This window comes from Nonomuraea sp. NPDC023979 (assembly GCF_040639085.1).
GTDB lineage: Bacteria > Actinomycetota > Actinomycetes > Streptosporangiales > Streptosporangiaceae > Nonomuraea > Nonomuraea ceibae.
The window spans coordinates 123397-149708 of the sequence record NZ_JBEZZG010000001.1 but is presented as its reverse complement, the minus strand read 5'-3'; the positions used below and the strand labels follow the sequence as shown (position 1 = coordinate 149708).

Below are 26312 nucleotides of genomic sequence, written 5' to 3'. Positions count from 1 at the left end.
GCCCCGCTCGACCGTCAGACGGCGACCTCGACCGACACGGAGGGGTCGGCGAAGCGCTCGTTCGGCACCCGGGCGAACCAGCCGGGCCGGCCCGGGTCGCGGTCGTACGGGTAGCCGCCGGTCTCCCGGTAGAGCTCGGCGTAGCGGGCCACCCGCTCCCGGTCCAGCCGCACGCCCAGCCCGGGCCCCTGCGGCACCGCGATGGCGCCCTCCGCGTACGCCATCCGGCCGCCCTCGATCACGTCGTCCCGTAGCTGGTGGTAGTGGGCGTCGGCCGCGTACGTCAGGTTGGGCAGCACCGCGCCGAGGTGCAGCATGGTCGCGAGCTGGATGCCCAGCTCGCCGGAGGAGTGCACGGCCACGTCCACCTGGAACGTCTCGCACACCCCCGCCGCCTTGACGCACGGCCTGATGCCGCCCCAGAACGTGGTGTCCAGCAGCACCACGTCGGCGCCCCGGCGCAGCACGTTCGCGGCGAGCTGCTCGAAGTTGACCACCACGGTGTTGGTCGCGATCGGCACCCTGACCTGCTCGCGGACCAGCCGCAGCCCTTCCAGCCCGAAGACCGGGTCCTCCAGGTAGTCGTTGTCCAGGTGCTCGATGGCCCGGCCGAACCGGACGGCCTCGGCCATCGACAGCACCGCGTTCGGGTCGTAGCGGAACCGGTCGCCGGGGAACGCCTCGGCCAGCGCCCGGTAGCACTCCAGCTCGTAGTCCGGCGGGAACACGCCGCCCTTGAGCTTGTGGACGGTGAACCCGTGGGCCGCCTTGAGCGCGCGGGTCTGTTCGACGAGCTGGTCCGGCGTGCGCACCTCGGCGTAGCCGTCGGCGGCGTAGCGGTAGAACAGGTAGGAGGCGAACGGGACGGCGTCGCGCACCCGGCCGCCCAGCAGGTCGCACACCGGCACGCCGAGGTGCTGCCCGATCAGGTCGAGACAGGCGAACTCGACGGCGGCCAGGAGCTGCGTCCGGTTGTTGTAGAGCGAGGCCGTCGGGTTCGCGATCTTGAAGCGGAGCGCTTCGAGCTGGAACGGGTCGTGGTCCTTCAGGTAGGGCACGAGCGCGCGGAACGCCGCCTCGGCGCTCTCGCCGCCGCCGCCCATCTCGCCCAGGCCGACGAGCCCGTTGTCGGCCTCGACCTCGACGATCGTGCGGACGAACCGGCCCCAGTGCGCGCCGTTGCTGTGCCGCAGCGGCGCCTCCAAAGGCACGGCGACCGTCGTGGCCCGGATGTCAACGATCTTCACAGGTCCCCCCAGACGACGGCGACCCCGCAGGCCGGGAGCCGTACCTTGACCGATTCCCCGTCAACCTCGGCAGGCCGCACGTCGTGGCCCAGGCCGGCGCTCACGCTCGCGCGGCGCAGGCCCGGCAGGGTGACCGTCACCTCGACGGGCTCGGGGGCCAGCGACTGCAGCCGTACCAGCGTGGACTCCCCGTCCCTGCCCAGCGAGGTCACCAGCACGTCCGGGTGGTCGGCCGACACGTACGTCCTGGACGTCTCGCCGGCAGGCCCGGTGAGCAGCGCGCCCGCGAACGGGTCGGTCAGCCCGGCGGCGGCCAGCGCGCCGAGCCGCCTGCCCGGGGCGCCCGCCTCGGACCTGACGGCGTAGCGGAACGTGGTCTCGCCCTGCTGCTGCGCCGGGAAGTTGGTGTCCCAGATGTTGTTGAGCGCCCACGAGTAGACCGTGCCGTCCTCCTGGTCGAGCGTCGGGGGGAACGGCGCGTACGGCATGTGGATGGTGCCGAGCTGCACCAGCGGCGCTTCCAGGGTGGCCCAGGCGACGGTCAGCTCCGGGTCCTCGAAGGCGATCCAGTGCCGGATCGGCAGCATGTACTCGGCCGAGCCGGGCACGCGCGGCACGTCAGGGCCGCCGACGCCGCCGGTCAGCTCCCAGGCCGTGGGCTGCCCGGCGGCCAGCGGGAAGGCCAGGAACACCGCCTCCTTGGCCGGGGTGCCCTGCTTGGCGAGCTGGTAGGTCAGGTCGAGGCGGGCGACGCCGTGGTGCAGCTCGACGGTGGTGCGCAGCCAGTCGACGCCTTTGCCGCGCAGCTCGACGACCAGCTTCTCGCCGACGGCGGTGCGCTCGGCCTTGACGATCGTGGCGTTGCCCGCGATGGCGCGGTCGCCGAGCAGGGTGCGGTCGTGCGCGCCGACGTGCCCGGACAGGTGGTTGAAGTGCGGGGCGGTGGCGTAGCGGTCGTAGACGTACTGGCCGAATCCGGCGGCGGCGTCCTGGTTGACCAGCTCGCGGCCGGCGACCTTGTCGAACACCGAGCCGATGTAGCCTTCGCGGACGTCGTAGGCGACCCGGTAGAACTCGTTCTCGATGACGCCGCCGGGGTCGAGGGCGACGGGCTCGGGGGCCTGCCGCTCGCCGCGCACGACGTCGAGCCGTACGTACCCGAATCCCGGAACATCCGGCACGACGGCGTGGATGTGCCGCCCGATCGGCCGCGTCGGCCAGTCCGCCGGATCGACGTACTCCTCGTGGTGCGGCACCGTCTCCCCGGTGCGCGCGTCCATCAGCGCGATCGGCACGTCCACCGGCACCACGTCCCTGGGCAGGAACGTCCGCACCACGTCCGTCCGCGTCGCCGTCCCCGGGTTGAACACCGCGAACGCCGCCAGCGCCGCGCCGCCCGAGCCCTCGGCCGACAGCGCCGCCGCGAACCTGCGCACGCCCGCCTGGAGCAGGTCCGCCGCGTCGTCCTGCGCGTCGTAGGCGCCCGACGACTTGCGCGTCCACTGCAGCCCGCCCGAGTCGCCCGCCTCCTCGGCGTCCTCCCACGGGTTGGCCGCGCCCCAGGTGTGCTCGTTGAACAGCGCCACCTTGTCGTAGGCGAGCCCGATCCGCTCCCCCGCGTCGACCCCGGCCAGCGTGTGCAGCGTCTCGGCCGTCCGCAACGCCGACTGCGCCCGCCGCACGTACCCGAGCGGGCGCGCCCCCGACCCGAGCCCGTCAGCCCACCAGTCGGTCCAGTCGCCCTCGTGCACGGCCAGCCGGTCGTGGTAGCGCTCGGCCACGTGGTCGAAGAAGTCGCTGTTGGCCGCCGAGCGCAGCCGCGGCCAGGCCCACTGCTCGTTCCAGCGCCGCGCGATCGACGCGGGCACGATCGACGGCCCGGCGTTGTCGGCGTGCGCGCCCTGCACCCGCAGGTGCAGCACGTCCAGCTCGTACGGCTCGCGCGGCGCGTCCGGCCCCTGCCACCCGAACGTGCCCGGCCCGTACGGGTAGCCGCGCGAGGCGAGCGCGGCCAGGTAGCGCGGCAGCAGGTCGTCGGCCAGCTCGTAGGAGTCGGTCAGCCCGACCGTGTTGCCCTCCATGTACGCCATGCCGTGGGGCGTGTCGGTGAACCACACGAGCAGTTCGTTCCCGCTCGGCGCCCGCCACCGGAACGGCCTGGTCAGCTTGTCGCCGCCGTGCAGGTACGGCACCGAGCGCCCGGCCCAGTTGTGCGCGGCGGCCAGGTAGCGCACGCCGGCCGCGTTCAGCGCGTCGATCAGCCCGACGACCGCGCCCGGCACGTCGGTGTGCATGGCCGAGCGGGCCGGGATGCCGTACGCCTGCCGCAGCTCGCCGGTGAAGCGGAGCTGCCGGTAGAGCTCCTCGGTCGAGCACGCCTCGGTGTGGAGCTGGAACGGCAGCGCCGTGACCTCGATGATCCCGGCGCGGGCCAGCGCGGCGAACTTCTCGACCTGTTCGGCGGGCCGGGCCTCCAGCCATTTCAGCGCGGGCATGGACGACTCGACCGACCAGCGGAACTTCGCGTCGTCGGGCCAGGAGGCGGTCTCCTCGCCCAGCCGCACGGCCGCGTCCAGGTAGTCCAGGTGGTGGCGCAGCACCGTGCCCTGCGGGTCGGTGTAGCCGATGTCCAGGTGCGAGTGGTGCACGACGAACACGTTCCACTTGCGCTGCGGCCCGACCGTGATCTGCGCGGTGCCGACCACGCCGGCGTCGTCGCGGCACTCCAGCGTCAACGCGCGCGGCGCGCTCACCTCCGGCACCAGCAGCGTCACGTCGGTCCCTGAGGCGCTGTCGACGCCCACCAGCACGTGCGTGAGCGCCCGCGTGCTCGACACCCGCACCGCCTGCCGGCCGTCGTGGGTGAACAGCGGCAGCACCGCCACCCGCACCTCCAGCCCGCGCACGCTGATCACCGGCGTCGAGGTGTCGTCGCGCAGCGCCTGCCTGATCCCGTCGTAGTCCGGGGATCCGAGGCTGCGCTGCAGCAACCGGCTCGTCATCAAACACTCCCTAGAGACAGGCCCCGTGCGAAGAGGCGCTGGGTGGCGAGGAACAGCACGACCGTGGGCAGCGACACGACCAGGCCCGCCGCCAGGCCGACCGGGACGGGCGTCCCGGCGTACACGTCGGTCATCAGGCCGGCGAGCGCGGTCATGACGGGCCGCACCTCGGCGGTCTGCGTCAGCGTCAGGCCGAAGATCAGGTCGTTCCAGATGAAGGTGAACTCCAGGATGAACACGGCGGCCAGCGCGCTGGTGGCCAGCGGCAGGTAGATCCGCCAGAAGACGCGCCAGGTGGAGGCCCCGTCCATGCGGGCGGCCTCGAAGATCGAGAACGCCACCCCGCTGTAGAAGTTGCGCAGCACGAACGCGGCCAGCGGCACGTTGATCGCCGTGTAGATCAGGATCATGCCGAGGCGGCTGTCGTACAGCCCGGCGTCGCTGTAGCCGACGAACAGCGGCACGAGCAGCATCTGCGACGGGAAGACGGTGCCGCCGAACAGCAGCAGGAACCACCAGAAGCCGTGCCGCAGCCGCAGCACCACGATCGTGTAGCCGGCCAGCGCGCCGATGAGCACGCCGAGCGCGGGCGACACGACGCTGTAGAGGGCGGTGCTGGCCAGACTGGGGCCCAGGTCGGCGCCCTCCAGCGCGCGGGCGAAGTTGTCCAGCAGCGCGAAGTCGCCCGGCGGCGCCCAGGCCCGCGCCGGGTCGTACGACTCGGCCGGTCTGGAGGCGTTGACGATGAGCAGGTAGGTGGGCCCGAGCCAGATCAGCCCGAGCACGACGAGGACCGCGCGCCGGATCATCGCACCTGCCGCTTCAGGTAGAGGTAGGAGGCCAGCCCCGCGACCACGGTGAGCGCCACCGCGACCGTGGAGCCGTAACCGTAGTCGCCGGCCACGAACGTCTCCTTGTACATGGTCACGGCGAGCGTCTCGGAGTTGCGCCCCGGGCCGCCCTGCGTCAGGACCCAGACGATGTCGAACGTCTTCAGGCTCGCCACCAGCGCCAGCCCCACCACGACCGCGGTGAGCGGCCGCATCAGCGGCCAGATGACGTGGCGGAACAGCCGCCAGCCGGACGCCCCGTCGAGCCGGGCCGCCTCGATCGGCCCCTTCGGGATCGACTGCAGCCCGACCACGAACAGCAGCGTGTTGACGCCGAGCTGCTGCCACGTCCACACGAGCAGCATCGCGATCGTGTTGTGCGGCGCCTTCTGCAGGAACGCGGTGTCGACGCCGAGGAGCAGATTGGCGACGCCGCCGTGCGACAGCACCGGGCTCCACACCATGGCCAGCCCGGCGCCGCTGAGCGCGTACGGGAGCATGAACGGCACCCGGTACCAGGCGCCGCCCCTGATGTCGTAGGACAGCACCGCCACCAGCAGGCCGAGGCCCACGGGCAGCGCCATCGTGCCGACGACCCAGATCAGCGTGTTGCCGGCCGAGGACAGCAGCACGGGGTCGTCGAAGAGCTTGGCGAAGTTGGCCAGGCCCGCCCATTCGGGCGGCGCCAGCCCGTCGTACCGGGTCAGGCTCAGGTACGCGGTCCACACGAACGGCGCGTAGAGCAGCCCGGCGACGAGCAGCGCGGCGGGGGCGACGTACCCGTGCCTGAACCTGCCGAGGATCGGGGCGCGCGTCACTGATGCGTGCTCCAGTACTCGTCGGCCTCCTTCTGGATCGTCTCCAGCACCTCCATGTACGTCCCGGGTTCGGTGACGAACTTGCTGAAACCGTCCAGGGCGGCTGTCAGGATGGGCGGCGGGGTGGCCTCGAAGTAGCGGTTGACCAGGCGGTACTCGCCGCTGCCCGCGTCCTTGGTGACCTGGCCGAGCGCCTCGTCCTCGATGGTGACCTTGGGGTTGGCGCTCACGTCGCCACGGATGCCGGCCCACTTCTTCTGGGCTTCGGCGGTGGTCCACCACTTGAGGTACTTCATGCTCGCGTCGGGGTCGGCGGCCTTGGCGAGGGAGCAGAGCGGGCCGCTCTCGAAGATCATCGAGGTCTTGGGCAGGCTCGCGTTCACGTTGGGGATGACGAAGAAGCCGTAGTCGGCGCCGGCTTTCATGTCGCGCTGGGTCATGCTGGTGTTGAACCAGGTGCCGAACGAGACCATCGCGGCCTTGCCGGTCTTCAGCACGTCGCCGGGGTCCGTTTTATCGCCCGGATTCATGAAATATCCGGCGTCGATGAGCTCTTTCCACTTCTCCATCACCGCGACCACGCCCGGATCGGTGTACTTCGCCTGACCCGTGGACAGCCGGTCGTACAGGTCGGGGTCCATCCCGGCCATGATCTGCTCGAACCAGACGAACGAGAACAGCACGCTGGTGTGGTAGAACGCCTTCACGTCGTGCTGCTTCAGCGTCTCGGCGATCTTGACCAGGTCCTCCCAGGTGGCCGGGGGCTTCAGGTCGTGCTCGTCGAAGATCTTCTTGTTGTAGAACATGCCCCAGTACGCGACGTTCATCGGCACGCAGTACTGCTTGCCGTCGATCGTGTAGTAGGGCGCCAGGTCCTGCGACAGGTCGCCGGCCTTGATGGCCTCCTGCCAGACGGCCGTGGTGTCGGCCACCTGCTTCTGCTTGACGATCTCCTGCAGCATCCCCCCGGTCTGCCAGGTGAAGAGGTCAGGCTTGACGTTCGTGCGGAACGAGGCCTTGATGAACGCCTGATACTGCGCGGAGTCGGTGTAGCCGGTGGGCTTCATGGACAGGCCGATGCTCTGCTTGGACGCAGCGCCCATCTCCTCGAAGTACTTGCTCCACGCGCCCTTGTCGTTGTAGAGGGTGAGCTCTGTCTTCTTCTGCGCCGTCTCGGCGCCGTTCCCGCCACAGGCGGCGAGAAGGACGGCCGCCACGCCGAGCGTGGCCACTCGTGACCGGACCATGTTCCCGGCCTCCTTGATCATTTGGGGGGGTTGTGCAACCGCTGCTCGATGACCGTCTTCACGTCCACCAGATGGGCCCGCATGCGCTCCCCGGCCAGCGCGGCGTCGCCCGCCTCGATGGCCTCCAGGATCGACAGGTGCTCGTCGTAGTCGCGGCGGCGGTCGTCGAAGATCTGCAGGATCTGGCGCTGCTCCGGCCCGTGGATCGTGAGCAGCGAGTCCACGACCTCGTGCAGCACGCTGTTGCCCGCCATCCGGGCGGCGGCCCGGTGGAAGGTCATGTTGGCGTCGTGCAGCTCGGCGTCCTGGCCGCGCAGGTGGTCGCCGGCGGCGGCGAGCACCCGCTTGAGCGCGGCCAGTTCCTCGGGCGAGCCGCGTTCGGCCGCCATCGCCGCCAGCGGCGGCTCGATGACGATCCGGGCGTCCAGCAGGTCGAGGAGCTGGGCGCCGTGCATCTCGCGCATGTTGGGGTTGGGCAGCACGAGCCGCTCGATCGCCGCCCCGACGTAGATGCCGGAGCCGTGCCGCAGCTCGATGGCCCCGGTGGCCTCCAGCCTGCGCAGGGCCTCGCGCAGCGTCGGGGTGGTGACGGCGAAGCGCTGGGAGAGCTCCCTGGTGGATGGCAGCCGGTCACCCGGCCGGTGCCCGCCCGCGTGGATGAGCTCCAGCATGCGCTCGGTGAGAGCGTCGGAGAGGGTGGGCCGTGCTACCTCGGACATATCAAGTGATCTAATCACTTATCCGGGACGGCGTCTATGACGGAGTGCCGACTTTTCCGGTTCTCAGCGTTCGAGCAGCTTGCGCAACTGCTCGATCTGCTCCCTGCGTGACGCCTGCACCTGCGCCGCCCACCGCATGACCTCGGGATTGGCGCCGTCGAGCACCTCGGTCCCGGCCATCCGCGCCGCGTCGCCCTGATGCGCGATCAGCAGCGCCATCAGCTCCGGCTCCGGATCCTTCGCCTTCCGGAGCGCGTCGATCTTCTTCTGCTCGGTCTCCGGCAGCCCGCCGTGATGGTCGTGCGCCCCGTCGGGCGGCGTCAGCGGCTGCCCCCAGGCGTGCAGCCACCGCAGCATCATTTCGACCTCGCTCTGCTGCGTGGCGGCGATGGCCTCGGTCAGCGTCCTCAGCTCCGGCGTGGTCGCCCTGTCGGCGCCGACCTTGGCGATCTCGATGCCCTGCCGGTGGTGCTGCACCATCATCTGCACGAACATCACGTCGTCGGCGTTGACCGGAGGCGCCGCGGCCTCACCCGGCCCACAGGCGACCGCCAGCAGGAGTCCCAGGGCCGCTAAGACGTACCTCATGTCACGCCAGCCTTACACGCCGACAGCCCTCCGTCCACGGACAGGACTTGACTACGGTTAGTAATCACTGCCTTACTGAGGGTGTTAGAGGTCGTCCCCGGACCGAAAGGGTCTCTGATGAAGGCATTCACCAAGCGAGCCGCCGCCGTCGCGCTCTGCGCCGCCGTCGCGCTGCCCGCCAGCGGCGTCGCCGCCCCCGCCAACGCCGCCGTCCAGCAGGCAGCGGCGCTCCAGCGCGCCGCGGCCCAGTGCGCGGCCGGCGAGATCTGCTTCTGGCACGACCGCGACTACCGGGGCACCCCCTGGCGCTGGATGCCCTCCAACGGCTACCGCGACATGCCGCCCAACCTCCACGACCACGTCTACTCCTTCTACGCCAACGTCCGGGGCTGCTTCATCGACTACGACCCCCGCGAGTTCCGCAAGGTCAACATCGGCGACTACGCGCAGGCGTACGACACCAACTTCGGCAAGCGCATCGACGCGGTGGCCCTCCACAGCGCCTGCTGACGCCGGGCCGGGTCTTCACGCACGCAAGGTCAGCGACTGGAACCGGGAGTGGTCCGCACCGACGGCATGGAAGTCCACGACCTCGAAGACCCGGCTCGCCTGCTCCACCAGCTCCTCGTCGCTCCGGAACGAGAAGAACCGGGGCGGCCACTGCTCGTCGTCCGCGAACTCCCCCTCCCCGGTCAGGCTGCCCCCGCCGTAGACGCCGAGAAAGAACAGCCCGCCCGGCCGCATCACCCGGTGGATCGCCTCCAGCACCGCGGGCAGGTCGCGGTCGGGCACGTGCAGCAGGCAGTTGAGCGCGTAGACGGCGTCGAACGAGCCGGGCGCGAAGTCCAGGCCCAGAAAGTCCATGACCCGGGCGTCGAGCCCCTTCTCCCGGCACCGCGCGACCATCTCCGGCGACAGGTCGACGGCCACCACGTCCAGGCCGTGGTCACGGAAGGAGACGCTGTCCTGGCCGGTGCCCGCGCCGATCTCCAGCAGCTTGCCGCCGTCCGGCAGCCGGCCCAGGAACGCCTCCCGCTCGGCCTGCTTCCACGCCGCCTTGCCGCTCGCGTCGCGCTGCCGCGCGCTGCGGTCGTACGCCTCACGCAGCGGTCCGAGCACGTCGTCGTAACGCGCGCTCATGGCAGGTCGGGACGCACCAGCGCCTGTGCGAACGGCTCCCCGGTGCGGCGCGCGTACACCATCCGCGCCTTCACCTCCCCGAGCGTGCGCGGCCGGTAACCGGGCCCGCCACAGCAGCTCCGAGGGAAGCGCACGCCCGCGTGCAGCAGCACCGACAGCACCCGCCACGCCGCGACGTCACGACGCCTCGGCGCCGCGAACGCCGTCCCCACGTGGATCAGCACCCCCGCGCAGCGCGGGCAGCGCCGCTCGGAGCCGCCGGCATAGGGCTGCTTGTACGAGGCGCGGCACGGGAGACAGACGAAGGACGTCTTCGCATGAGACATGTGGTCGGCTCACCTCCCGGAGCAGTCGTCATCCTAGGCTCCACCCGATCAGCGATCAACGAGATTGCCCCCGGACGCGAAGCGGCCCCCCGCGGGCAACCGCGAGGGGCCCAGGCGGACGATCAGAGCGTCAGGCAGCCCACGAGCGGGACTTCGGGCGGAATGACCACGGCTCCGAGCGGATCGGCGGCGCCCCCGGTGGTGCAGTTGGCCATCAGCACGGGATCGATCCGCTGAACCGAATCCAGGACCGAGATCTTTTTCGGGTCGACGACCGCGTGCGCGGCCGACGCCGGCAGCACCAGCCCACCGGCGACCACGACGACTGCGGCGAGCTTGCGGGGAGATGTACGCACTGAACCTCCATGGGTGTGTACGTGAACGACCATCGTTCATCACTGATGGTAGTTTTCAGGTAACACTCAGTACATGGCACGGGCATTAGAAAGCTCCCATGTAGGCGCCCAGGCCGGTCCGCGGTTGCCCTATCGGGCGGGCAGGCGGCTCAGCACGTTGGCGACCTCGTCCCGCATCTCCGGCGTGAGCCTGCCGTCCTCCTTCGTGAACGGGATCTCCAGGACGAGGTTGCTCACCCGCACCCACACCGTCAGCCGGGCCCCGTCGCGTTCCGCGAACGCCTCGTCCCCCAGGCCCTTCACCGGCTTGACCGGCTTCTCGGGCCACTGCGTTCTCCGGTAGTAGGCGAAGATCTCCTTGGCCACGGCGATCCCGCTCCGCCCCTGCCATGCCCGCCCGAGCCGCAGCTTGAGCCCGCCGCACTGGGTCGCCGACTCGGGAACCCCTTCAGGCAGCAGCGAGCAGGCGTACGGCGCCACCGCGAACCGCCCGTCCGCAGGGTCCGCGACGGCGGGGGCGGGCCGGTCCATCGCCTCGGCGATCCACCGCGCGGCCTTCAGCGCCCCCTCCTGATGCCGCGGAGCTGGCTTCGCCCGCCAGCCGTAGTTGATGTTGACCACCGCGTTGCCGAGCCGGAAGGCCAGGACCGTGGCGTGCCTCCCCAGAGCCGGGGCCTGGACGAACGACTCGTCGCCCACCTGCGCGTCGACGGGGGGTTCGGGCCGATCCCTGACCGCCATCGCGGGGAAGGCAGAGTCCGGGGGCCTGACGAAGAAGGCGTGTGCCGCCGCGACGTCCGCGGCCAAGTGGACGCCGACGCTGAGCTCGTGGACCGCCTGCCCTTTCAGCGACAGGCCGGAGGTGGTCCAGGTGCACCCGCCCTCGTCGTACTTCTGCTCGGCGAGCGTGACCAGCTGCTCCACCTGCTCGGCGGTGAGCAGCGAGCAGGGGTCGACGACCCCGGTGAACCTGCCGGGTCCCGACGGCGGCGGGCTCGCCGCCCGGGTCGGGCGAGGCGGCGCCGGCTCGCCCGAGCAGGCGGCGGCGGTGAGCAGCACGAGTACGGCCAGCACGACCCTGATCACGACAGCGCCTCCACGATCCACCGGGCGGCCCGCTCGGCCTTGGCCTCGTCGCCCGCCCGCACGTACCCGAGCAGGTTCGCCTTCCTGAAGACCACCACCGGCGGGCCGGGAACCTGCGGCGTCCCTTCGCGGAACGCCAGCGCCTCGTCCGCGAGGTCCAGAGCCCGCGTGTCGTCGTCCCGCCATCCGGCGAACATCTCCTTCGCCTGGGCGACGCCGTCACCCGCCGGGCCGCGCCGCGGCGCCCAGAACTCCAGCCTCAGCTGCAGCCGGTCCGAGGACTCGTTCGGCTTCTCCCACGAACAGGTCGCCGAGTTCCCGGCCCGCGCGTACGCCGACGGCTCGACGAGCTGCCGCACCTGCGCGGGGCTGAGCACAGCACACGCGATCGGCGACTCCGCGTACGTGCCGGGCGCGACCGGAGCGGCAGCCGGATCGGCCGGGCTCGCCCGGACCAGCGCGTCCGCCATCCGGCGGGCCACCGCCACCGCCCCCTGACGCAGCCGCACGGCACCCGGCGCCGGCCCGAAGTGCTCGACCTCCACCAGCAGGTTGCCGACCCGGAAGACCACCTTGACGAGATCCACCCGTTCCGTGCCCGCCGCGACGTGGTCGAGCAGATAGCCCTCGTCCCCCACGCCCCGCACCACCCGCGCCCGCCCGCCGAGCAGGTCGCGGAACTCGCCGTTGACCCAGAGGGAACGGGGTGACGTGTCCGGGCTGAGGTCACGGGCCAGGCTCCTGCGATACTCCTCATGAGCCTGCGCGGAGGTGTAGTCCCAAGGCTCCCCGTCGTCGTTGACCCACCTGACCACCAGCTCGCTGCCCGGCTTCGTCCAGACGCAGTGCCGTCCCTCCAGCCTGCTCCCGCCGCCGGGCACGAGCCGCTTGACCAGGTCCGCGTCGACCATCGCGCACAGGTCGAGCGGCGCGGGGAACCTCGGCTGCGTCCCCGGCGGCAGCGGGTTGAGCCACAGCATCAGGGCGATCATCAGGCGCACCGGAGGACCCTACGAGAGCCCGGTATGTTCCCGGTATGCCGACCGCCGCAAGGCTTATTTCTTCGACCCTTCGATCTTCTTCGGCTCTCCGATCTTCTTCGGCTCTCCGATCTTCTTCGGGCCATCGATCCGAAGGGCGACGAACGGCTTCGAAGCACGGATGAAGGCAGCGATGAGCGTCCTGGAAACGGCCCGCTGCTGATCCAGCTCCTCACCGGTTTCCAGCTCGTTCATGCGGTCGACGGCCTGCAGCGCCTCCCAGCCCTTGGCGATGAGCGACTCGTCGTCCGTCAGGAGCTCCATCCGGTACAGCGCCTCCAGAGCCGCGGACCGCAACCGCTGCTCCTCCCGGCGCAACTCGATCCAGCTCGACTGCTCCGGGCTCTCCTGCCTCGCGTACCAAAGATCAAGCTGCCCGCGCCGATAGTTGGTGAGTGCGCCCCCGAGAGTGCAGTACGCGTCCATGCGTTCCGCCCTGAGCCTGTCGGCCCTAGCCAGGTGTTCCGCCCGGTTCGCCGTTCGCGCGGCTAACAGGTGGTTCAGCGTGGCTCCGAGAAGAGTGCCCAGTACCGCGACGATGCTTGTCACAACCGCTCCCATAGCGTCATGGAAGCACACGACCCACGACGCCCGCGGGCAGGGACAATCAGGGCGTGAGATTACTGATCATCTTCGTTGCCCTGGCATCGCTGACGTCCTGCGGGTGGGGCGGGGAGCAGCGCGTCACGCGTTCATTCGCCAAGATGGAACAGGTCGCCCAGACGATGAGGCCAGAAAGCAGCCTGACGAATGGGCCACTGGAGATCGGAGAGGCCGAGTTCCAGGCCGTCTACCGAGAAGGCGACCGCGTCTATTTCAAGGTGGGCGAGAACGGGCCCAGCGTGGATCCCTACGGCTACGTTTGGAGCCCCGAGCACGTTCCGGTCGATGACTCCAACCCGGCGGTCGCTTCCACCTTCGAGCACGTCCAGGGCCCTTGGTACCACTGGAGCGACAGCTACTAGCGCTGTCCACGGCCATCGGACGAGCCCGCATCCGCAGCGAACGCCGGCAACGCTGGGGCCGACCACGATCCTGAGCAGTTTGCTCATCCGCACCTGGCGGACCATCGTGGTCAATGCCCTAGCGAGGGTAGATGAGCGAGTGCGTCGCCTCAAGCCAGTCAGCGGCGATGTCCGTCCCCGTGATCCGGCCGATCAGCGTCAGGACGGAGCTGATGCTCTCGCCCTCATCCACGCGATCCTCGATGACGTCGTCGCCACTGGTCCGGAAGCGCAGCCCTGCCATGAGGTGGTCGAGCGCGTGCGGATCGCTCCCGTGCACGGGATGGGGCCAGGTGGGCTGGAAGGCGACAACCACCTCCCCGTCCTTTAGATACTTGAAATGGTCATGGCCACCCATATCCATACTGAAGCAGAGCGCCTCCCGCCCGCCCGCCGTCAACGGCAGCAGGAAATCGTCGTCGGTCGGCCCCGGAATGACGCAGGTCCACCCTCCGGCCTCGCCCACCCAGATGGGCCCGCCTTCCTCACTGTTGTCGAGCAATTCGTTCAGGTGGCTCGGCGTACTGGTGGCGAGGTCCAGGGAGAAGGCCTCGGCGACGGCGTCGCGATCCATTCCTTTGACCCAGAGGGCGCTGAATCCCAGCGTCCATAGGTCCATCTCGTCATCGAGTCCCTCGGTGAAGATCGTCGAGGCCAGGAGATCGTGCAGATGCGTCGACGACTGCATGCTCACCTTCCGATGGTGAAGGAGCCGGGAAAGGGCGAGGCCCTCTCCCGGCCATGACGGTGGTGCGCCGTTGCGGATTCTGACCCAGAAGGCATGGGACGGCCAGTCGCCCGCGCCACCTTCGAGCCGCGGTTGCGGTCGGGGCTCACGACCTACGCCACGCCGACTCCGCGACCATCCTGCGCGTCTACGCCCACGTGATCCGCTCAGCGAGACAGCGGCTGCCGAGGTCTTCGCCCAAACCCTCGACTACTTCTGTTAGCAAAAAGGCCCCTCGCGATCATCGCGAGGGGCCTTGACCTGGAGCCGCCTTGGGGATTCGAACCCCAGACCCCTTCATTACGAGGCAACTCGACCGCATGTGCCGACCTAGCATGAAGATGCACTGATCTGCACCGAAGGATCGCCGACGTCCGCCGGCGTACGAGATCGTCAATGACGGTCGTCACTCAGTTCGTCACGCAGTTGCCTCCTCCCCCACGGGGCAGGACACAGCGAAACATCCTCAAGCGTGCAGACAACAACGCGTCGCACGTGCGCCCTTCACCGACCCATCCGGGCACGAATGCTCCTGCGCGGATCCCTCCTCAGAAGTTCCCGTACTTGCGCCCGGCCCGGTTCTAGAGCCTCTGCCTTCGCGATGGAGTTGGCAAGTTCTCGTCTCACTCTGAAGTCTCCATCGCTTGCCAACCTGAGGGCCACCTCATCCGCGAGCGATGCTGAATCCGCTCCCCACCGATACGCAGCCAGTGCTCGTATCGCGGGATATGGATGACTGGCGCACTGACCCGGATGGAGGGAGCAGTCCCCATACGGCAATTTCGTCAGCACACGAGCCATGCTCCACTGGAAATCCTCACCATCCTCCCCCAGTTTGGCTAGAGCCAAATCTTGTATCTCCCGCGACTGATTTGCATCTGGCCCAAATTCCGCCGCGCATTGCAGGGCTTTAACAGGGAGGAGGTTACGCGCTCCCTCGCGAGTCGGAGCCGTGCAGTGTAAACCATGCGCGAGCTCCAATAGGCCAGAAAGGCATCGCCCTTTTGCCTCTATATCCAAATGGGGCCCGAGGATGCGCAGAGCAGCGACATCTGAAGCTCGGTCCTGATAAGAATATTCTTGATTCATGGCGCGATGCAGTAGTGTTGTTGCGAACCCATTTCGGCTCTCCGGATCAAGAATAGATGCGAGAATCGCATCATCAGGAGCGTCCCAATGCCGAGTATCCTTACCCGCATCCTCACCTTTAGGCATCAATTGTCGCTCAACCGCCCGACGGGCCAGAGCCAGGGCAGGATTACTATCCGCTCCAGCGCGAATCAATGCTAAGCATGCAGGACGACTCTCAGGAGCGACCGAGGACAGAAGACGACTCAGCGACTCCGCATAACCTTTCCCCCTTTTGATACCGACACAGATCAGCTCGGCCATTCGTTGATCCGTAAGCAGCGGTTGGACAAGGAGGGTCAATGCAATCTCATGTCCCCGTTCAGCAAAAGACAATAGTGTGTTCACGACCTGTCTATCGACCTGTCGAAGCCGTGCTGTTGGGGTTGCGAACAACGACTCAATTTGCTGGATTGCACGCATCGCTCGGTGATCGTCTAAGACATCGGCCACTGATTCGAGGAGATCGAACGCATAAACATACGGCGACGGGTCGATGGAACGGAAGCCCTCCACGTCCTGCGATATCTCCTCCAGCGCCTTGTCTGCCCACAATTCCACGTCTTCATCAGTTAGCAAATCAGATACCGTGGCCACGACAGCATATGCAGCAGCTCGACTGGTTGGCACAGCAACATGGATGGAGCTAGACACGTGAGCAGGCTCTTCGGGAAAAGAATTCGCAGCAGATTTCGCACGCTTTGCGTCCCCTGAACGTATGTAACAGGATGCTGCACCTAGCGCATCCCCCTGCTGCTCGAGCAAAACACCCAGAATCTTCTCCGCATGAAGCTCGTCTGTTAGCTGGGCCCGAACGTAAGCTTGCCATCGCCATCGTTGGGCCATTTGAACCGCCTCGTGCGGCCTGTCGTGATCGTGCGCAATCTTGAGTGCCAACTCTGACGTATGGGGAGACCCGGGAAGAGCGCTTGGTTTGGCGTGCGGCCGCAGAGCTTGCGCGATCGGATGTTGTGGATCGCCATCGCTAACATCAAACCAGAAACGCACGGTTCTTAGTGCATAAAGCCAATCAGCAGCTTCATCGAACATCTTTTCTGCCGAAGCACGCTCGATCGCCTCTAGATAGAAATGTTGAGACCCGGCCCCATCCCCAGAAAGTGCGAGATACCGAGCATACCTAGCATATAGCCAAGCCAGCACTCGACGAGGCTGCGCTCGGTGCACCTGCCGAACGAGGTCTTCCCATTCGCCACTGACGTCAGCAAGGCACATCTGAAGGCGTACTACCAAGACCCGCGATTGCTCGTCAACGATTGACGAGGACCTGTTCACAAGTGACTCAAGGACCACAGCACGTTCACGGACAATACCCAGCCTACTCTCAGCGATGGCTTCTTCGCAAAGAAAGACCGCCGCTCTAACCTTATTGTAATCATCGACCAAAAGGGCATCGAATTTCGGCACATAAATATTCAGATCGCCTCCCTTTGCAACCCAGACAGCAGCGTCTGCGGCTCTCAGTACTCGCCGTGATTCTTCATTTACGACCGCCGTACTCCCCTTACGATCGAGGTCGGTCGGCAGTACAAAATGCGCTTCCCAGGGGCGTACACGGTCGAGATGGTCCCAAGCCAGATCGACACTCAGTCGAATGGCTTCATCTGTCTGGCCACTAGCGTTCAGAGCCTCAACTTGACCACTCAGCATCAGCTCTGCATGCGGGGCGAAGTTTGCTTCACGCAAACGATTCGCTAGATCCGCGTAAGCGGCTGGCGCCAGAGGGTCTCCAGCAATGAATAGACGCTTTGCCTCGGAGGCAGCACTACGGAGATTGAGAGACTCTAGTGGTCCACGCACGATCGCATCTACATCAATGTAGTCTGATGCGTTAGGCGATGCTGACGTTGAAACGGATTTGAGTCCACGTCTGCGTAGGTGACGGAGTACGGTATCGGCGTCCACTACACCTGCCATCGGCCCCCACGTCTGAGCCAAGCCGGCCAGGTGTTCAAACAAGCTTCTGGGGCTAAGTGCGAAGTCGGCTGCCAGAGGAGCTATGCGGTCAAGCGCCTCAAGAAAGTCTCTCCCACTCTCGTCAGCCTGAGGTCGCCATACATGGAGATGCCGCAAGAAGGTGTGCGTAGCGGCGTCGGCGCCGCCGAGACGAGGAGCTCCCTGGCGCTGAGCAAGAACGATAGCCTCTCGAATGTTTTTCAAACGATTGCGATACTTTTCATCAATGGCGTCTTTGGCTAGCGACTCGGCAAATGTCCGCATCGAAGCATGCGCTGCGGCACGGGCCCCTAGCTCCGCAAGTTGATCCATATCGCTTGCATACTTGCCGGCCACCGCCCCCAAGCCAATATCGCCCCGGGCGACTGCTTGTTGTTTGTCATCGAGAACGTGGAGAGACTGCGTTAGCAGATCGACGAAATCTTTGTTGGCGGGCGATGCTCGTAGCGTGCGCTTTACCTGAAATTCTGTGGAGAGCTCATGAGGAGGCCGCTCGCCATAGATGACGATATCGTCAAGCAGATGACCTCTGACCCGCTGTTGCAAGGCTAGAGCTATCATGGGGACTGATAGTCCTGGTGGATGCGTGCCCGCCAGGAGATGTGTAAGCATGATTGCGGCGATCCGGTACTCAAATACTGTTCCAGCACCGCCAGTTGATTGTGCGGATACGATTTGTTTTTTAATCATAATTCCGACACCCCACTACAGCTGGGCCGCATCCACTTGGATGTTCCGCCAGGTGTGACCGTACTGAGCGACAGCCGATCGCAGCGATAACATACACGGAAGTGTTGCAGCATCCACCGCGAACTCGTCTACAACGGTAACTGTGAGCGGAGCATCCAAGACGTCCAGGGCGCTGAAACACTTGGGACACGGGCCACGGTAATACAGCCCTCCATCTGACTAACAGATCCGGGACGGCAGGGACATCGTCTCGGCGGGATGTCCCTGGTAGGTGCTCATGTTTCGGCACCCCAGAGGCGCGGGAGGGACAGCGGGACAGCCGGGACAGGCCCTCAGTGCTCTGACGTCAGGGAGTCCCTGATCGCTTTTGCGCCAGAAGCACCTGCCTCTGTCAGTTCAAGTGCGGCGCGATGGAGCTCAGTCACCGCATAGGCATTGACGGCCACGGCATCCGAGACCACATCCATGGCGGTGGAGGTTGCGGCTTCGGCGTCGCCCTGCAGAATATGAGCTCGTGCCAGACATACCCCGAACCAAGCACGGTCCCGCCGGTAAGACTCGGGCAAGGTGGACAGGCCGCGTTCGAGGTAGTCGGCGGCGCGGCGGCCGTCGCCGAGTTCCAGTTCGGCCATGCCGCGTTGCATGAGGAACCAGCCCTCGTCGTAGAAGTACATCCAAGGTGGTTCGTCTTCGGGGTGTTCGGCGGCGGTGCGTATGAGCTCTTCGGCTTCGGCCAGACGGGTACGGGCCTGGTTGGCCTCGCCCAACTGGGCGTGGCCTCGGCCGGCCATCTGGGCGGCCATGCCTTGGACGCCGTAGGTGGTGCGGCCGTCGTGCCAGCGGGAGGCTTCGGCCAGGCGGATGCAGGGTTGGGCGTCGCCGAGGCTCCATGCCTGGTGGGCGCGCATGTTCAGGGTGGTGGAGGCGAGGCAGGCGTCGCCGGCCTCGACGGCCCAGGCGTGGGAGCGGTCGTACCAAGCCAGGGCGGCGGCGTGCTGGCGGGAGTCCTGGCACATCCAGGCGATGAACTGAGCGTACTGGGCCAGGACGGCTAGGGCGCGGTCGGCGAGGGGGCCTCGGGCTCCCCTGGCGAGGTCGGCCACGGTGGAGAGCTGGGCGTGGACCAGAACAGAGTCCCCGGCAGGCGTCCTCGGCGTCCCCGCCGTCCCTGACCACACCACGACCAGCACCAACGCCCACATCCACGAGGGACAACCGGCCCTGCTGTCTGTCCCCGCTGTCCCCACCGATGAGGAGACCCACCTGTGACCACCTCAGCGCCGGACAGCGTCCGGCCGGCCGACACCCAGCTCTACCGCGTCACCGACGCCATGCGCCTGCTCCGCATGAGCCGAACCGTCATCTACGACCAGATCCGCACCGGCCGCCTGCGCTCCGTCAAGCAGGGCCGCGCCCGCCTCATCACCCCCGGTGCCATCCGCGACTACATCGCCCTCCTGGAGAAGGAAGCAGAGGAAGCAGCCTGATGACCAAACGACGCAGCAGAGGAGACGGCGGCCTCCACTGGGACGACAAGCGCCAACGCTGGATCGCCACCGCCAGCCTCGGCTATGACGGAAGCGGCAAACGCATCGTTAAGAGAGGCAGCGGTAAGACCAAGACCGAGGCGAAGCAGAAGCTTAAGGAAGTCCTCCGGGACTACGAAGATGGCCTCGCCATCGCTCCCGGAAACTACACCGTGAAGGAAGCCGTCGAGGACTGGCTTAGGTACGAGCTAAGCAAGTGGGACAGAGCCACATACGAGACTGGCCGAACCCTTTGCAACAGCCATCTGATCCCTGCTCTGGGGAAGCGGAAGCTTCGGGATCTCAGTGCTCAAGACGTGGATACGTGGCTCTCCTCGAAGGCCAAGGTACTCAGTACCAGCACTCTGCGGTTCATCCGTTCCTACCTCAACCGAGCGGTCAAGCGTGCGATGGCACGAGATCTGGTGAAGCGGAACATCGTTGAGCTTTGCTCGATTCCGAAGGGTAGGGAAGGACGCCCATCCAAAGCCCTAACGATGGCTCAGGCAGAAGCCGTACTAGAAGCTGCGGAAGGAACCCGCATGTATAGCTATCTGGTACTAGCCCTCCTTACTGGTGCTCGCACCGAAGAGCTGAGGGCCCTGACATGGGAGTACGTCGATCTGGAAGGGGACCCGGCTAGCGAGCCAACCATCCCTCCGCATGTAGCGGTGTGGCGTTCGATACGGGCAGAAGGGGATACGAAGACCAGGAAATCACGTCGAACCCTGGCTCTCCCACAGCGCTGTATCGAGGCCTTGCACGTCCAGAAGGCTCACCAGACGAAGGACCGTGAAGCAGCCGGGGAACGGTGGCAAGAACACAACCTGGTATTCGCTTCGGCAGTCGGAACTCCCCTAGACGCGCACAACGTTCGTAGAGCGTTCCGCAGGGTCATCTCGAAGACCAGGCTCGATCCAACACAGTGGACGCCGCGGGAGCTTCGTCACAGCTTCGTATCCCTGCTATCGGACAACGGCACACCCATCGAGGAGATCTCCCGTCTCGTAGGACATAGCAGTACCAGCGTGACCGAGCTGGTCTATCGGAAGCAGATCCGGCCAGTGCTCCAGGGGGGCGCAATCCTGATGGATCGAATCTTCGGGGGATCAGGCGACATCATCGATGGCTGCTAGCCATCTATCAGACGATGGAAGCATCAGATGCAATGGAAGGCGGGCCCTTTCGAAACGCTACTTTCGTACATCCATTTAGCGTCATGGTTCCCGAGAGCGAATAGCCAGCGAAGGGCTAGTCGTCATTCAGAGAACTAGCATCGTTCTTCAGTAGTGTCTATGCAGCAATCGGCGCTGCTGCCAACCTCTGACAACGAAACCGCTGGTCAGCGCATGCGAGCGAGGGCAAGGCCGGCCGATTTTCAGAAAAGCGCGAAGCCGCCACCCCGCGTGCGCGCACGCTGCTACGGTTCCTCCCATAAACGAAGGGAGGTGAAATGAGCGGCTACATACGGATCGTCTGGCGGTCAAACTCCCGGCGCCGCCACGGTCGTCCGCCGCGACGCCGGGAGTTGAGGTTCGGCTGGAACCTGTAATCACCTGTGTACGCCTGCGGGGGTGGTGGCTGCCATCCCCGCAGGATCCCAGCTATCCACATGCTGTGGATGGCGACGGTCTACACCGTACCGGCGTTAACAACGGCTACGACGAAGAACTGGTACATCCACTGGGCCTGGACTGGTACAGCCGTCGAGGCTCAGGAGGGACTGATAGCTGGCACGCGGCAGCGGTAGTCACGCACTTAGACACGCAGAAGCCCTCCGCGATCTCGCGGAGGGCTTCTGACCTGGAGCCGCCTTGGGGATTCGAACCCCAGACCCCTTCATTACGAGTGAAGTGCTCTGGCCGACTGAGCTAAGGCGGCGTGCCGTACAGCTTGAAAGAGTCTACAGGAGCCCAAGGGGTCCTCGCTCCCCGGAAACCCCCGAATCGGCTCAGGGGGTCAGCGGTCCGTCGAGCACGGCCTGGGCGGCGGGGGTGTCGCCTTCCCAGGTCAGTCCGGGGTGGGTGCGGGGCAGCCGGCCCCACAGCATCAGCAGCAGGTCGGCGACCGGGCCGGCGATCTCGGCGACCGGTTCGCCGGGGCCGTAGACGCAGGTCAGCCCGGTGTCCGTGGCGCGGACGCGGATGGCGTGCGCGGGCGGCTTCGCCATGCCACGGTTGATCATGCGGTAGGCCATCGTGTCGAACACCTCCGCCACTCCCTCGCCGGCCAGCGTCGGGTCGAGGGTCGGGGTCAGGCCGAGGGCGTGTTCGGCGTCCCAGCGGTGGATGAGCGTCTCCAGCGGGCGGCGGCGCTGCCAGAAGCCGACCGTGTGGGGCGGGTAGAAGGTCCACGCCTCGGCTGAGGGGTCGCGGTCCAGGACGTCGAGCAGCGTCGCGGTGGTCTGGTCGAACCAGGCGCCGAGGCCGTCACGCGGGGCGGGCGCGGCCTGGTGGTCGCCGTGGCGTTCGGTCACGGCCGTGGCCGCCCACAGGTTGCCGCCGCCGAGGTGGTCGGCCAGGTCGTACAGCGTCCAGTCGCCGCAGTGCTCGACCGGGGCGGACAGGTCGCCGTCGAGGCAGGCGCGGAAGGAGGCTGACTCGCGGCGCAGGTGGTGGAGGAGTTCGGCGGGGCGCATGCGAGCACTCTAGTTGCCGGGTCACCCCTGATGACATGGGGGGATATGCCGGGAGCTAGCCTGAAATGGCTGCTCCATCCCCTCGGGGAGCAGTCGCTCGGTATGTCCGGCGCACAACGGAGGGATCATGAACGGCTACCCGCAGATCGCGGACCACGGCATGATCGGTGACCTGCAGACCGCCGCGCTCGTGTCCGGGGCGGGCACCGTCGACTGGTGGTGCACGCCCAGGTTCGACTCCCCGAGTCTCTTCGCGTCCATTCTCGACAGCGAACGCGGCGGGCACTGCCGGCTGGCAGCCGACGTGGACCGGATCGAGGGGGCGACGGTCCGGCAGCTCTACCTGCCCGACACCGCCATCCTGGTCACCCGCTACATGGCTCCCGGAGGCGTCGGCGAGGTCGCCGACTTCATGGTGCCGGACACCTCCGCCACCCCGTCGGCCCGGCATCGCCTCGTCCGGGTCGCCCGGGTGGTCCGCGGCAGCCTGCCGTTCACGCTGGTCTGCCGTCCGCGCTTCGACTACGGCCGGGCGCCGCACGCTCTCAGAATCCTGGACGACAGCTCAGCCGTCTTCGAAGGCCCCGGCACGAGCCTGCACCTCCAGGCCGCCGGACCGCTCGTCCTGCGCCAGGACAGCCAGGACGGCCAGGACGGCCAGGACGGCCAGGACGGCCAGGACGGCCAGGACCGCCAGGACCGCCAGGACGTGGTCGCCGACTTCACCCTCCAGGCCGACGAGATCGCCGCGATCGTCCTGACCAGCGACAGCGACGGTGATGCCGGCCCGCCGGTGCCGCCGCTGACCCTCGACGGGGTGCGCGACAGCTTCGACGCCTGCCGCGCCTTCTGGCACGACTGGCTGCGCTCGTCCCGGTATCGCGGCCGCTGGCACGACATGGTCACCCGGTCGGCGATCACCCTCAAGCTCCTCACGTACGCGCCCACGGGCGCGCCGATCGCCGCCGCCACGATGGGCCTGCCGGAGCAGATCGGCGGCGAGCGCAACTGGGACTACCGCTACACCTGGATCCGTGACGCCTCCCTGTCCGTCCGGGCCCTGATCGACCTGGGCTTCGTCGAGGAGGCCCAGGCGTTCCGTACGTGGCTGCGCGAACGCCTGGACGCCGCCGGCGACGCGGAGGAGCCGTTGCAGATCATGTACCGGGTCGACGGGGACCCGCACCTGACCGAGGAGGTCCTCGACCACCTGGAGGGCTACCAGGGCTCGAAGCCGGTACGGGCCGGGAACGCCGCCGCCGGGCAGCTCCAGCTCGACATCTACGGCGAGGCCGCCGACGCCCTGGCCCAGGCGCAGGAGATCGGCGGCATCCGCGGCTGGCGGTCGTTCGCCGGGCTGCTGGACTGGCTGGCCGACACCTGGGACCGCCCCGACGAGGGGATCTGGGAGACCCGTGGCGGGCGGCAGGACTTCACCTACAGCCGCCTGATGACCTGGGTCGCCTTCGACCGGGGCATCCGGATGGCGACCGCCTACTCGCGTCCCGGCGACGTCGCCCGCTGGACGAGCGTTCGCGACACCGTCTTCGACCAGATCGTCGACCGCGGCTGGAGCCCCCGGCGGCAGGCCTTCGTCCAGCACTACGGCACCGACGTGCTGGACGCGTCGCTGCTGCTCATGCCGCGTGTCGGGTTCATCTCGCCTCGCGACCCGGCCTGGCTGAGCACGCTCGACGCGATGGAGAAGGAGCTGGTCAGCGACAGCCTCGTCTACCGGTACGACCCCGCCGCCTCCCCCGACGGGCTGCTCGGCTCGGAGGGCACGTTCAACCTGTGCAGCTTCCTTTACGTCGAGGCCCTGGCCCGCGCCGGGCGGCTGCAGCAGGCGCGTTACGCCTTCGACAAGATGCTCACGTACGCGAACCATGTCGGCCTGTTCGCCGAGGAGATCGGCCCGTCGGGCGAGCAGCTCGGCAACTTCCCGCAGGCGTTCACCCACCTCGCGCTCATCGCCGCCGCCATCGCCCTGGACGAGCAGCTCGAACGCGCCGAGTCGTCCCCGGGCTAGACCGTACGCGCCTACCGCGCGCCGGCGGGGAGCCGGATGGCGGCGGCGAGGCCGACCAGGGCGAACACGCCGAGCGCGATCATGGCGAGCGCGTAGGACCGGTTGCCCTGGGCGGGCCCGGCGATGAGGATCGTGCCCGCGATGGCCGTGCCGAACGACGAGCCGAGGTTGGAGACGCTGCGCGACAGCCCGGAGATCTCGCCCTGCCGTTCCTCGGGGAAGCTGGACTGCACCAGGTTGACCGACGGCGTCAGCATCACGCCCACGCCCAGCCCGATCAGCAGCAGCCCCGGCGCGAACGCGACCACCCTGGACGAGGCCCCGACCAGGAGGAGCAGGACGCCGATCCCGGCCACGGTCATGACGAAGCCCGCCGAGATCAGGGCCTTCTGCGAGTGCTTGCGGGACAGGCGCTCCGCGGCCAGCGACGTGATGAGCACGCCGACGGTCGCCGAGGTGAAGATCACCCCGGTCTGGATCGCGCTGTAGCCGCGGACCGTCTGCAGGAAGACCGCGACGACGAAGGACGTGCCCATGAGGACCAGCCACTGCATGTTCTGGGTGATCAGTCCGAGGTTGGAGGTACGGTTCCGGAACAGGCCCGTGCTGAGCAGCGGTTCCTTCCCGGCGCGTTGCCGCGCGCGGATGTGGAGGAAGAACCAGATCAGGAAGGCCGCTCCGGCGACGAGGAGCACCGCCATCAGGACGGCGTCGCTGCCGGCCTGGAGGATCCCGAACACGACGAAGAACATGCCCACCGCCGACAGCACCGCCCCGGCGGCGTCGAAGGGGCGGTCCGGGTCCGGCGCCACCGGGTCGGCGATGCCGCGGCTGAAGACGATGATCACGGCGACGACCAGCGCCTGGAAGAGGAACGCGGCCCGCCAGTCGATCGCCGTCGCGATGAATCCGCCGATCAGCGGGCCCGCCGCCGCGCCGACGCCGCCCAGCCCGCTGATCACGCCGAACGCCCGGGCCCGCGACTGGAGATCGGCGTAGGCCATCGTGGCGAGGATGTAGACCGGCGGGATCAGCAGCGCGGTGCCCACCCCTTCCAGCACCGAGTTGCCGAGCATCAGCACGGCCAGGCTCGGCGACAGCGCACTGATCAGCGCGCCGATCCCGTACAGGGTGAGTCCGAGGAGGAAGCAGCGCTTGCGGCCCCAGCGGTCGGTCAGCTTGCTGCACGGGATCATGAGCACCGCCATGATCAACAGGAACAGCGTGATCGTGCTCTGCACGCCCTGAACCGTCGTGTCCAGGTCCTCGCCGATGTCGTTGATCATCACGTTCATGTTGGAGCCGGCGAAGCTGCAGATGAACTGGGCGAGGGCCAGCGGCGCCAGGACGCGCCCGCTCATCACCCCTCCCAGAAGGGAGAAAATGGCTGGATCACCACTTCTCCCTCGCGGATCACCCCGTGAGAGCCCTCGGGAATCTCGTTCCAGGTGCCCGCGAGATCGCGCAGCGGCTCCGAGACCACGAAACGCGTCCCCGCGCCGAGCCGCCGCAGGGCCTCCAGTTCCGGATGGAGCTCCCGTACCTGCGCGATGTCGGTGGAGTAGAACAGCGACCCGGGGCGGCCCGCGCTGGCGTGGCGGAACATCCACACGGACTCGCCGTCCGTCGTGGCCACCGTCATGTCGACCGGAGGCGGGGTTCCGCGGCGCCGGGCGAGCTCCTCCACCAGCCCGACGGCACGGGCCACGGCACTTGGCGGGTCGTCGGCCAGCCCGAACGTGAGCGCCAGGAAGAACAGCAGCTCCGAATCGGTGGACCCCTCGATGGCGGGATAGAGCGACGGCTCCACCGCCATCGCCATGTCACGCCGCAGCTCGCGAAACCCCTCCACTGCTCCGTTGTGCATCCACAGCCAGCGCCCGTGGCGGAACGGATGGCAGTTGCTGCGCTGCACCGGGGTTCCGGTCGACGAACGGACGTGCGCGAACAGGAGGGAGGTGCGGATCTGCCGGGCGATCTCCCGCAGGTTCCGGTCGTTCCACGCGGGCTCGACGCTCTTGAAGACGGCGGGCTCCGTGCCCTCGCCGTACCATCCGATGCCGAAACCGTCGCCGTTCGTGGTGGTCACCCCGAGCCTCGCGTGCAGGCTCTGGTCGATGAGCGAGTGAACCGGCCTGAACAGCAGGTCCTCGGCCAGAATGGGTTCTCCGCAGTACGTCATCCATCGACACATGGT

24 protein-coding genes and 1 tRNA gene are annotated in these 26312 nt (G+C 67.5%); 5 read left to right on the top strand and 20 right to left on the bottom strand.

Annotated features, from left to right (window positions below; genetic code table 11):
* Nucleotides 1-14: 14 nt before the first annotated feature.
* The 7 genes from AB0G11_RS00785 to AB0G11_RS00755 all read right to left on the bottom strand — a co-directional run bounded on the left by AB0G11_RS00785 (nucleotide 15) and on the right by AB0G11_RS00755 (nucleotide 8451).
* Nucleotides 15-1247 (bottom strand): enolase C-terminal domain-like protein, encoded by a 1233-nt coding sequence (locus AB0G11_RS00785; RefSeq protein WP_219501322.1) that lies wholly within the window; start codon nucleotides 1245-1247, stop codon nucleotides 15-17.
* Nucleotides 1244-4249 (bottom strand): hypothetical protein, encoded by a 3006-nt coding sequence (locus AB0G11_RS00780; RefSeq protein ID WP_357583072.1) that lies wholly within the window; start codon nucleotides 4247-4249, stop codon nucleotides 1244-1246. The genes AB0G11_RS00785 and AB0G11_RS00780 overlap by 4 nt, the downstream gene beginning before the upstream one ends.
* Nucleotides 4249-5058 (bottom strand): carbohydrate ABC transporter permease, encoded by an 810-nt coding sequence (locus AB0G11_RS00775; RefSeq protein WP_219501312.1) that lies wholly within the window; start codon nucleotides 5056-5058, stop codon nucleotides 4249-4251. Before AB0G11_RS00775 ends, AB0G11_RS00780 begins: the two co-directional genes overlap by 1 nt.
* On the bottom strand, nucleotides 5055-5897 hold the full coding sequence (locus AB0G11_RS00770; protein ID WP_308125629.1) for a sugar ABC transporter permease: 843 nt from the start codon (nucleotides 5895-5897) through the stop codon (nucleotides 5055-5057). Before AB0G11_RS00770 ends, AB0G11_RS00775 begins: the two co-directional genes overlap by 4 nt.
* A complete protein-coding gene (locus AB0G11_RS00765; protein ID WP_219501310.1) occupies nucleotides 5894-7144 on the bottom strand; it encodes an ABC transporter substrate-binding protein in 1251 nt (416 codons plus the stop codon). Before AB0G11_RS00765 ends, AB0G11_RS00770 begins: the two co-directional genes overlap by 4 nt.
* A 17-nt stretch (nucleotides 7145-7161) precedes the next feature.
* Nucleotides 7162-7863 carry a FadR/GntR family transcriptional regulator gene (locus AB0G11_RS00760; RefSeq protein WP_219501308.1) on the bottom strand — a complete coding sequence of 234 codons (702 nt, stop codon included), beginning with the start codon at nucleotides 7861-7863 and terminating at the stop codon, nucleotides 7162-7164.
* Between the two features lie 63 nt (nucleotides 7864-7926).
* Nucleotides 7927-8451, bottom strand: coding sequence for a DUF305 domain-containing protein (locus AB0G11_RS00755; protein WP_357583070.1), 525 nt, complete (start codon nucleotides 8449-8451; stop codon nucleotides 7927-7929).
* 117 nt (nucleotides 8452-8568) lie between these two features.
* On the opposite strand from AB0G11_RS00755, the gene AB0G11_RS00750 reads away from it, so the two are divergent.
* On the top strand, nucleotides 8569-8961 hold the full coding sequence (locus AB0G11_RS00750; protein ID WP_219501304.1) for a peptidase inhibitor family I36 protein: 393 nt from the start codon (nucleotides 8569-8571) through the stop codon (nucleotides 8959-8961).
* Between the two features lie 15 nt (nucleotides 8962-8976).
* Here AB0G11_RS00750 and AB0G11_RS00745 read toward each other — a convergent pair whose 3' ends face one another.
* From AB0G11_RS00745 to AB0G11_RS00720, 6 genes are all read right to left on the bottom strand, one after another.
* The gene (locus AB0G11_RS00745) at nucleotides 8977-9591 is read right to left on the bottom strand and encodes a class I SAM-dependent methyltransferase (protein ID WP_357583068.1); all 615 of its coding nucleotides are present in this window, start codon (nucleotides 9589-9591) and stop codon (nucleotides 8977-8979) included.
* A complete protein-coding gene (locus AB0G11_RS00740; protein ID WP_246644216.1) occupies nucleotides 9588-9917 on the bottom strand; it encodes a hypothetical protein in 330 nt (109 codons plus the stop codon). The genes AB0G11_RS00745 and AB0G11_RS00740 overlap by 4 nt, the downstream gene beginning before the upstream one ends.
* 122 nt (nucleotides 9918-10039) lie before the next feature.
* Entirely contained in the window at nucleotides 10040-10273 is a 234-nt protein-coding gene (locus AB0G11_RS00735; protein WP_219501299.1) for a hypothetical protein, read from the bottom strand.
* Between the two features lie 129 nt (nucleotides 10274-10402).
* Entirely contained in the window at nucleotides 10403-11359 is a 957-nt protein-coding gene (locus AB0G11_RS00730) for a hypothetical protein (protein ID WP_357583066.1), read from the bottom strand.
* Nucleotides 11356-12360: a hypothetical protein gene (locus tag AB0G11_RS00725; RefSeq protein ID WP_357583064.1), complete on the bottom strand. Its 1005-nt coding sequence runs from the start codon at nucleotides 12358-12360 to the stop codon at nucleotides 11356-11358. The genes AB0G11_RS00730 and AB0G11_RS00725 overlap by 4 nt, the downstream gene beginning before the upstream one ends.
* A 54-nt stretch (nucleotides 12361-12414) precedes the next feature.
* Nucleotides 12415-12948 (bottom strand): hypothetical protein, encoded by a 534-nt coding sequence (locus tag AB0G11_RS00720; RefSeq protein ID WP_357583062.1) that lies wholly within the window; start codon nucleotides 12946-12948, stop codon nucleotides 12415-12417.
* Between the two features lie 65 nt (nucleotides 12949-13013).
* Between AB0G11_RS00720 and AB0G11_RS00715 the strand changes: the two genes are divergently transcribed.
* Complete coding sequence (locus AB0G11_RS00715) at nucleotides 13014-13364, top strand: hypothetical protein (protein WP_357583060.1); 351 nt, start codon at nucleotides 13014-13016, stop codon at nucleotides 13362-13364.
* A 118-nt stretch (nucleotides 13365-13482) separates the two neighbouring features.
* Here AB0G11_RS00715 and AB0G11_RS00710 read toward each other — a convergent pair whose 3' ends face one another.
* From AB0G11_RS00710 to AB0G11_RS00700, 3 genes are all read right to left on the bottom strand, one after another.
* Nucleotides 13483-14091 (bottom strand): DUF6461 domain-containing protein, encoded by a 609-nt coding sequence (locus AB0G11_RS00710; RefSeq protein WP_357583693.1) that lies wholly within the window; start codon nucleotides 14089-14091, stop codon nucleotides 13483-13485.
* Between the two features lie 543 nt (nucleotides 14092-14634).
* On the bottom strand, nucleotides 14635-17922 hold the full coding sequence (locus AB0G11_RS00705) for a hypothetical protein (RefSeq protein WP_357583058.1): 3288 nt from the start codon (nucleotides 17920-17922) through the stop codon (nucleotides 14635-14637).
* A gap of 332 nt (nucleotides 17923-18254) precedes the next feature.
* Nucleotides 18255-19115 (bottom strand): hypothetical protein, encoded by an 861-nt coding sequence (locus AB0G11_RS00700; protein WP_357583056.1) that lies wholly within the window; start codon nucleotides 19113-19115, stop codon nucleotides 18255-18257.
* Nucleotides 19116-19187: 72 nt separating this feature from the next.
* Between AB0G11_RS00700 and AB0G11_RS00695 the strand changes: the two genes are divergently transcribed.
* Entirely contained in the window at nucleotides 19188-19409 is a 222-nt protein-coding gene (locus AB0G11_RS00695; RefSeq protein WP_228010966.1) for a helix-turn-helix domain-containing protein, read from the top strand.
* Nucleotides 19409-20584, top strand: a complete 1176-nt coding sequence (locus tag AB0G11_RS00690) for a site-specific integrase (protein ID WP_357583054.1) — start codon at nucleotides 19409-19411, stop codon at nucleotides 20582-20584. Before AB0G11_RS00695 ends, AB0G11_RS00690 begins: the two co-directional genes overlap by 1 nt.
* Before the next feature lie 668 nt (nucleotides 20585-21252).
* Here AB0G11_RS00690 and AB0G11_RS00685 read toward each other — a convergent pair.
* Nucleotides 21253-21329, bottom strand: a tRNA-Thr gene (locus AB0G11_RS00685).
* Nucleotides 21330-21399: 70 nt separating this feature from the next.
* Entirely contained in the window at nucleotides 21400-22086 is a 687-nt protein-coding gene (locus tag AB0G11_RS00680; protein WP_357583052.1) for a maleylpyruvate isomerase family mycothiol-dependent enzyme, read from the bottom strand.
* Nucleotides 22087-22213: 127 nt separating this feature from the next.
* Between AB0G11_RS00680 and AB0G11_RS00675 the strand changes: the two genes are divergently transcribed.
* Entirely contained in the window at nucleotides 22214-24115 is a 1902-nt protein-coding gene (locus AB0G11_RS00675) for a glycoside hydrolase family 15 protein (protein ID WP_357583050.1), read from the top strand.
* Nucleotides 24116-24126: 11 nt separating this feature from the next.
* Here AB0G11_RS00675 and AB0G11_RS00670 read toward each other — a convergent pair whose 3' ends face one another.
* A complete protein-coding gene (locus tag AB0G11_RS00670) occupies nucleotides 24127-25476 on the bottom strand; it encodes an MFS transporter (protein ID WP_357583048.1) in 1350 nt (449 codons plus the stop codon).
* Entirely contained in the window at nucleotides 25476-26297 is an 822-nt protein-coding gene (locus AB0G11_RS00665; RefSeq protein ID WP_357583046.1) for a class II glutamine amidotransferase, read from the bottom strand. Before AB0G11_RS00665 ends, AB0G11_RS00670 begins: the two co-directional genes overlap by 1 nt.
* Between the last annotated feature and the right edge of the window lie 15 nt (nucleotides 26298-26312).

Coding starts and splice junctions, on each gene's coding strand:
- AB0G11_RS00765 (WP_219501310.1), bottom strand. CDS start 7,144: ATGGTCCGGTCACGAGTGGCCACGCTCGGCGTGGCGGCCGTCCTTCTC.
- AB0G11_RS00760 (WP_219501308.1), bottom strand. CDS start 7,863: ATGTCCGAGGTAGCACGGCCCACCCTCTCCGACGCTCTCACCGAGCGC.
- AB0G11_RS00740 (WP_246644216.1), bottom strand. CDS start 9,917: ATGTCTCATGCGAAGACGTCCTTCGTCTGTCTCCCGTGCCGCGCCTCG.
- AB0G11_RS00690 (WP_357583054.1), top strand. CDS start 19,409: ATGACCAAACGACGCAGCAGAGGAGACGGCGGCCTCCACTGGGACGAC.
- AB0G11_RS00675 (WP_357583050.1), top strand. CDS start 22,214: ATGAACGGCTACCCGCAGATCGCGGACCACGGCATGATCGGTGACCTG.
- AB0G11_RS00665 (WP_357583046.1), bottom strand. CDS start 26,297: ATGACGTACTGCGGAGAACCCATTCTGGCCGAGGACCTGCTGTTCAGG.
- AB0G11_RS00750 (WP_219501304.1), top strand. CDS start 8,569: ATGAAGGCATTCACCAAGCGAGCCGCCGCCGTCGCGCTCTGCGCCGCC.
- AB0G11_RS00705 (WP_357583058.1), bottom strand. CDS start 17,922: ATGATTAAAAAACAAATCGTATCCGCACAATCAACTGGCGGTGCTGGA.
- AB0G11_RS00775 (WP_219501312.1), bottom strand. CDS start 5,058: ATGATCCGGCGCGCGGTCCTCGTCGTGCTCGGGCTGATCTGGCTCGGG.
- AB0G11_RS00780 (WP_357583072.1), bottom strand. CDS start 4,249: ATGACGAGCCGGTTGCTGCAGCGCAGCCTCGGATCCCCGGACTACGAC.
- AB0G11_RS00755 (WP_357583070.1), bottom strand. CDS start 8,451: ATGAGGTACGTCTTAGCGGCCCTGGGACTCCTGCTGGCGGTCGCCTGT.
- AB0G11_RS00670 (WP_357583048.1), bottom strand. CDS start 25,476: ATGAGCGGGCGCGTCCTGGCGCCGCTGGCCCTCGCCCAGTTCATCTGC.
- AB0G11_RS00745 (WP_357583068.1), bottom strand. CDS start 9,591: ATGAGCGCGCGTTACGACGACGTGCTCGGACCGCTGCGTGAGGCGTAC.
- AB0G11_RS00710 (WP_357583693.1), bottom strand. CDS start 14,091: ATGCAGTCGTCGACGCATCTGCACGATCTCCTGGCCTCGACGATCTTC.
- AB0G11_RS00680 (WP_357583052.1), bottom strand. CDS start 22,086: ATGCGCCCCGCCGAACTCCTCCACCACCTGCGCCGCGAGTCAGCCTCC.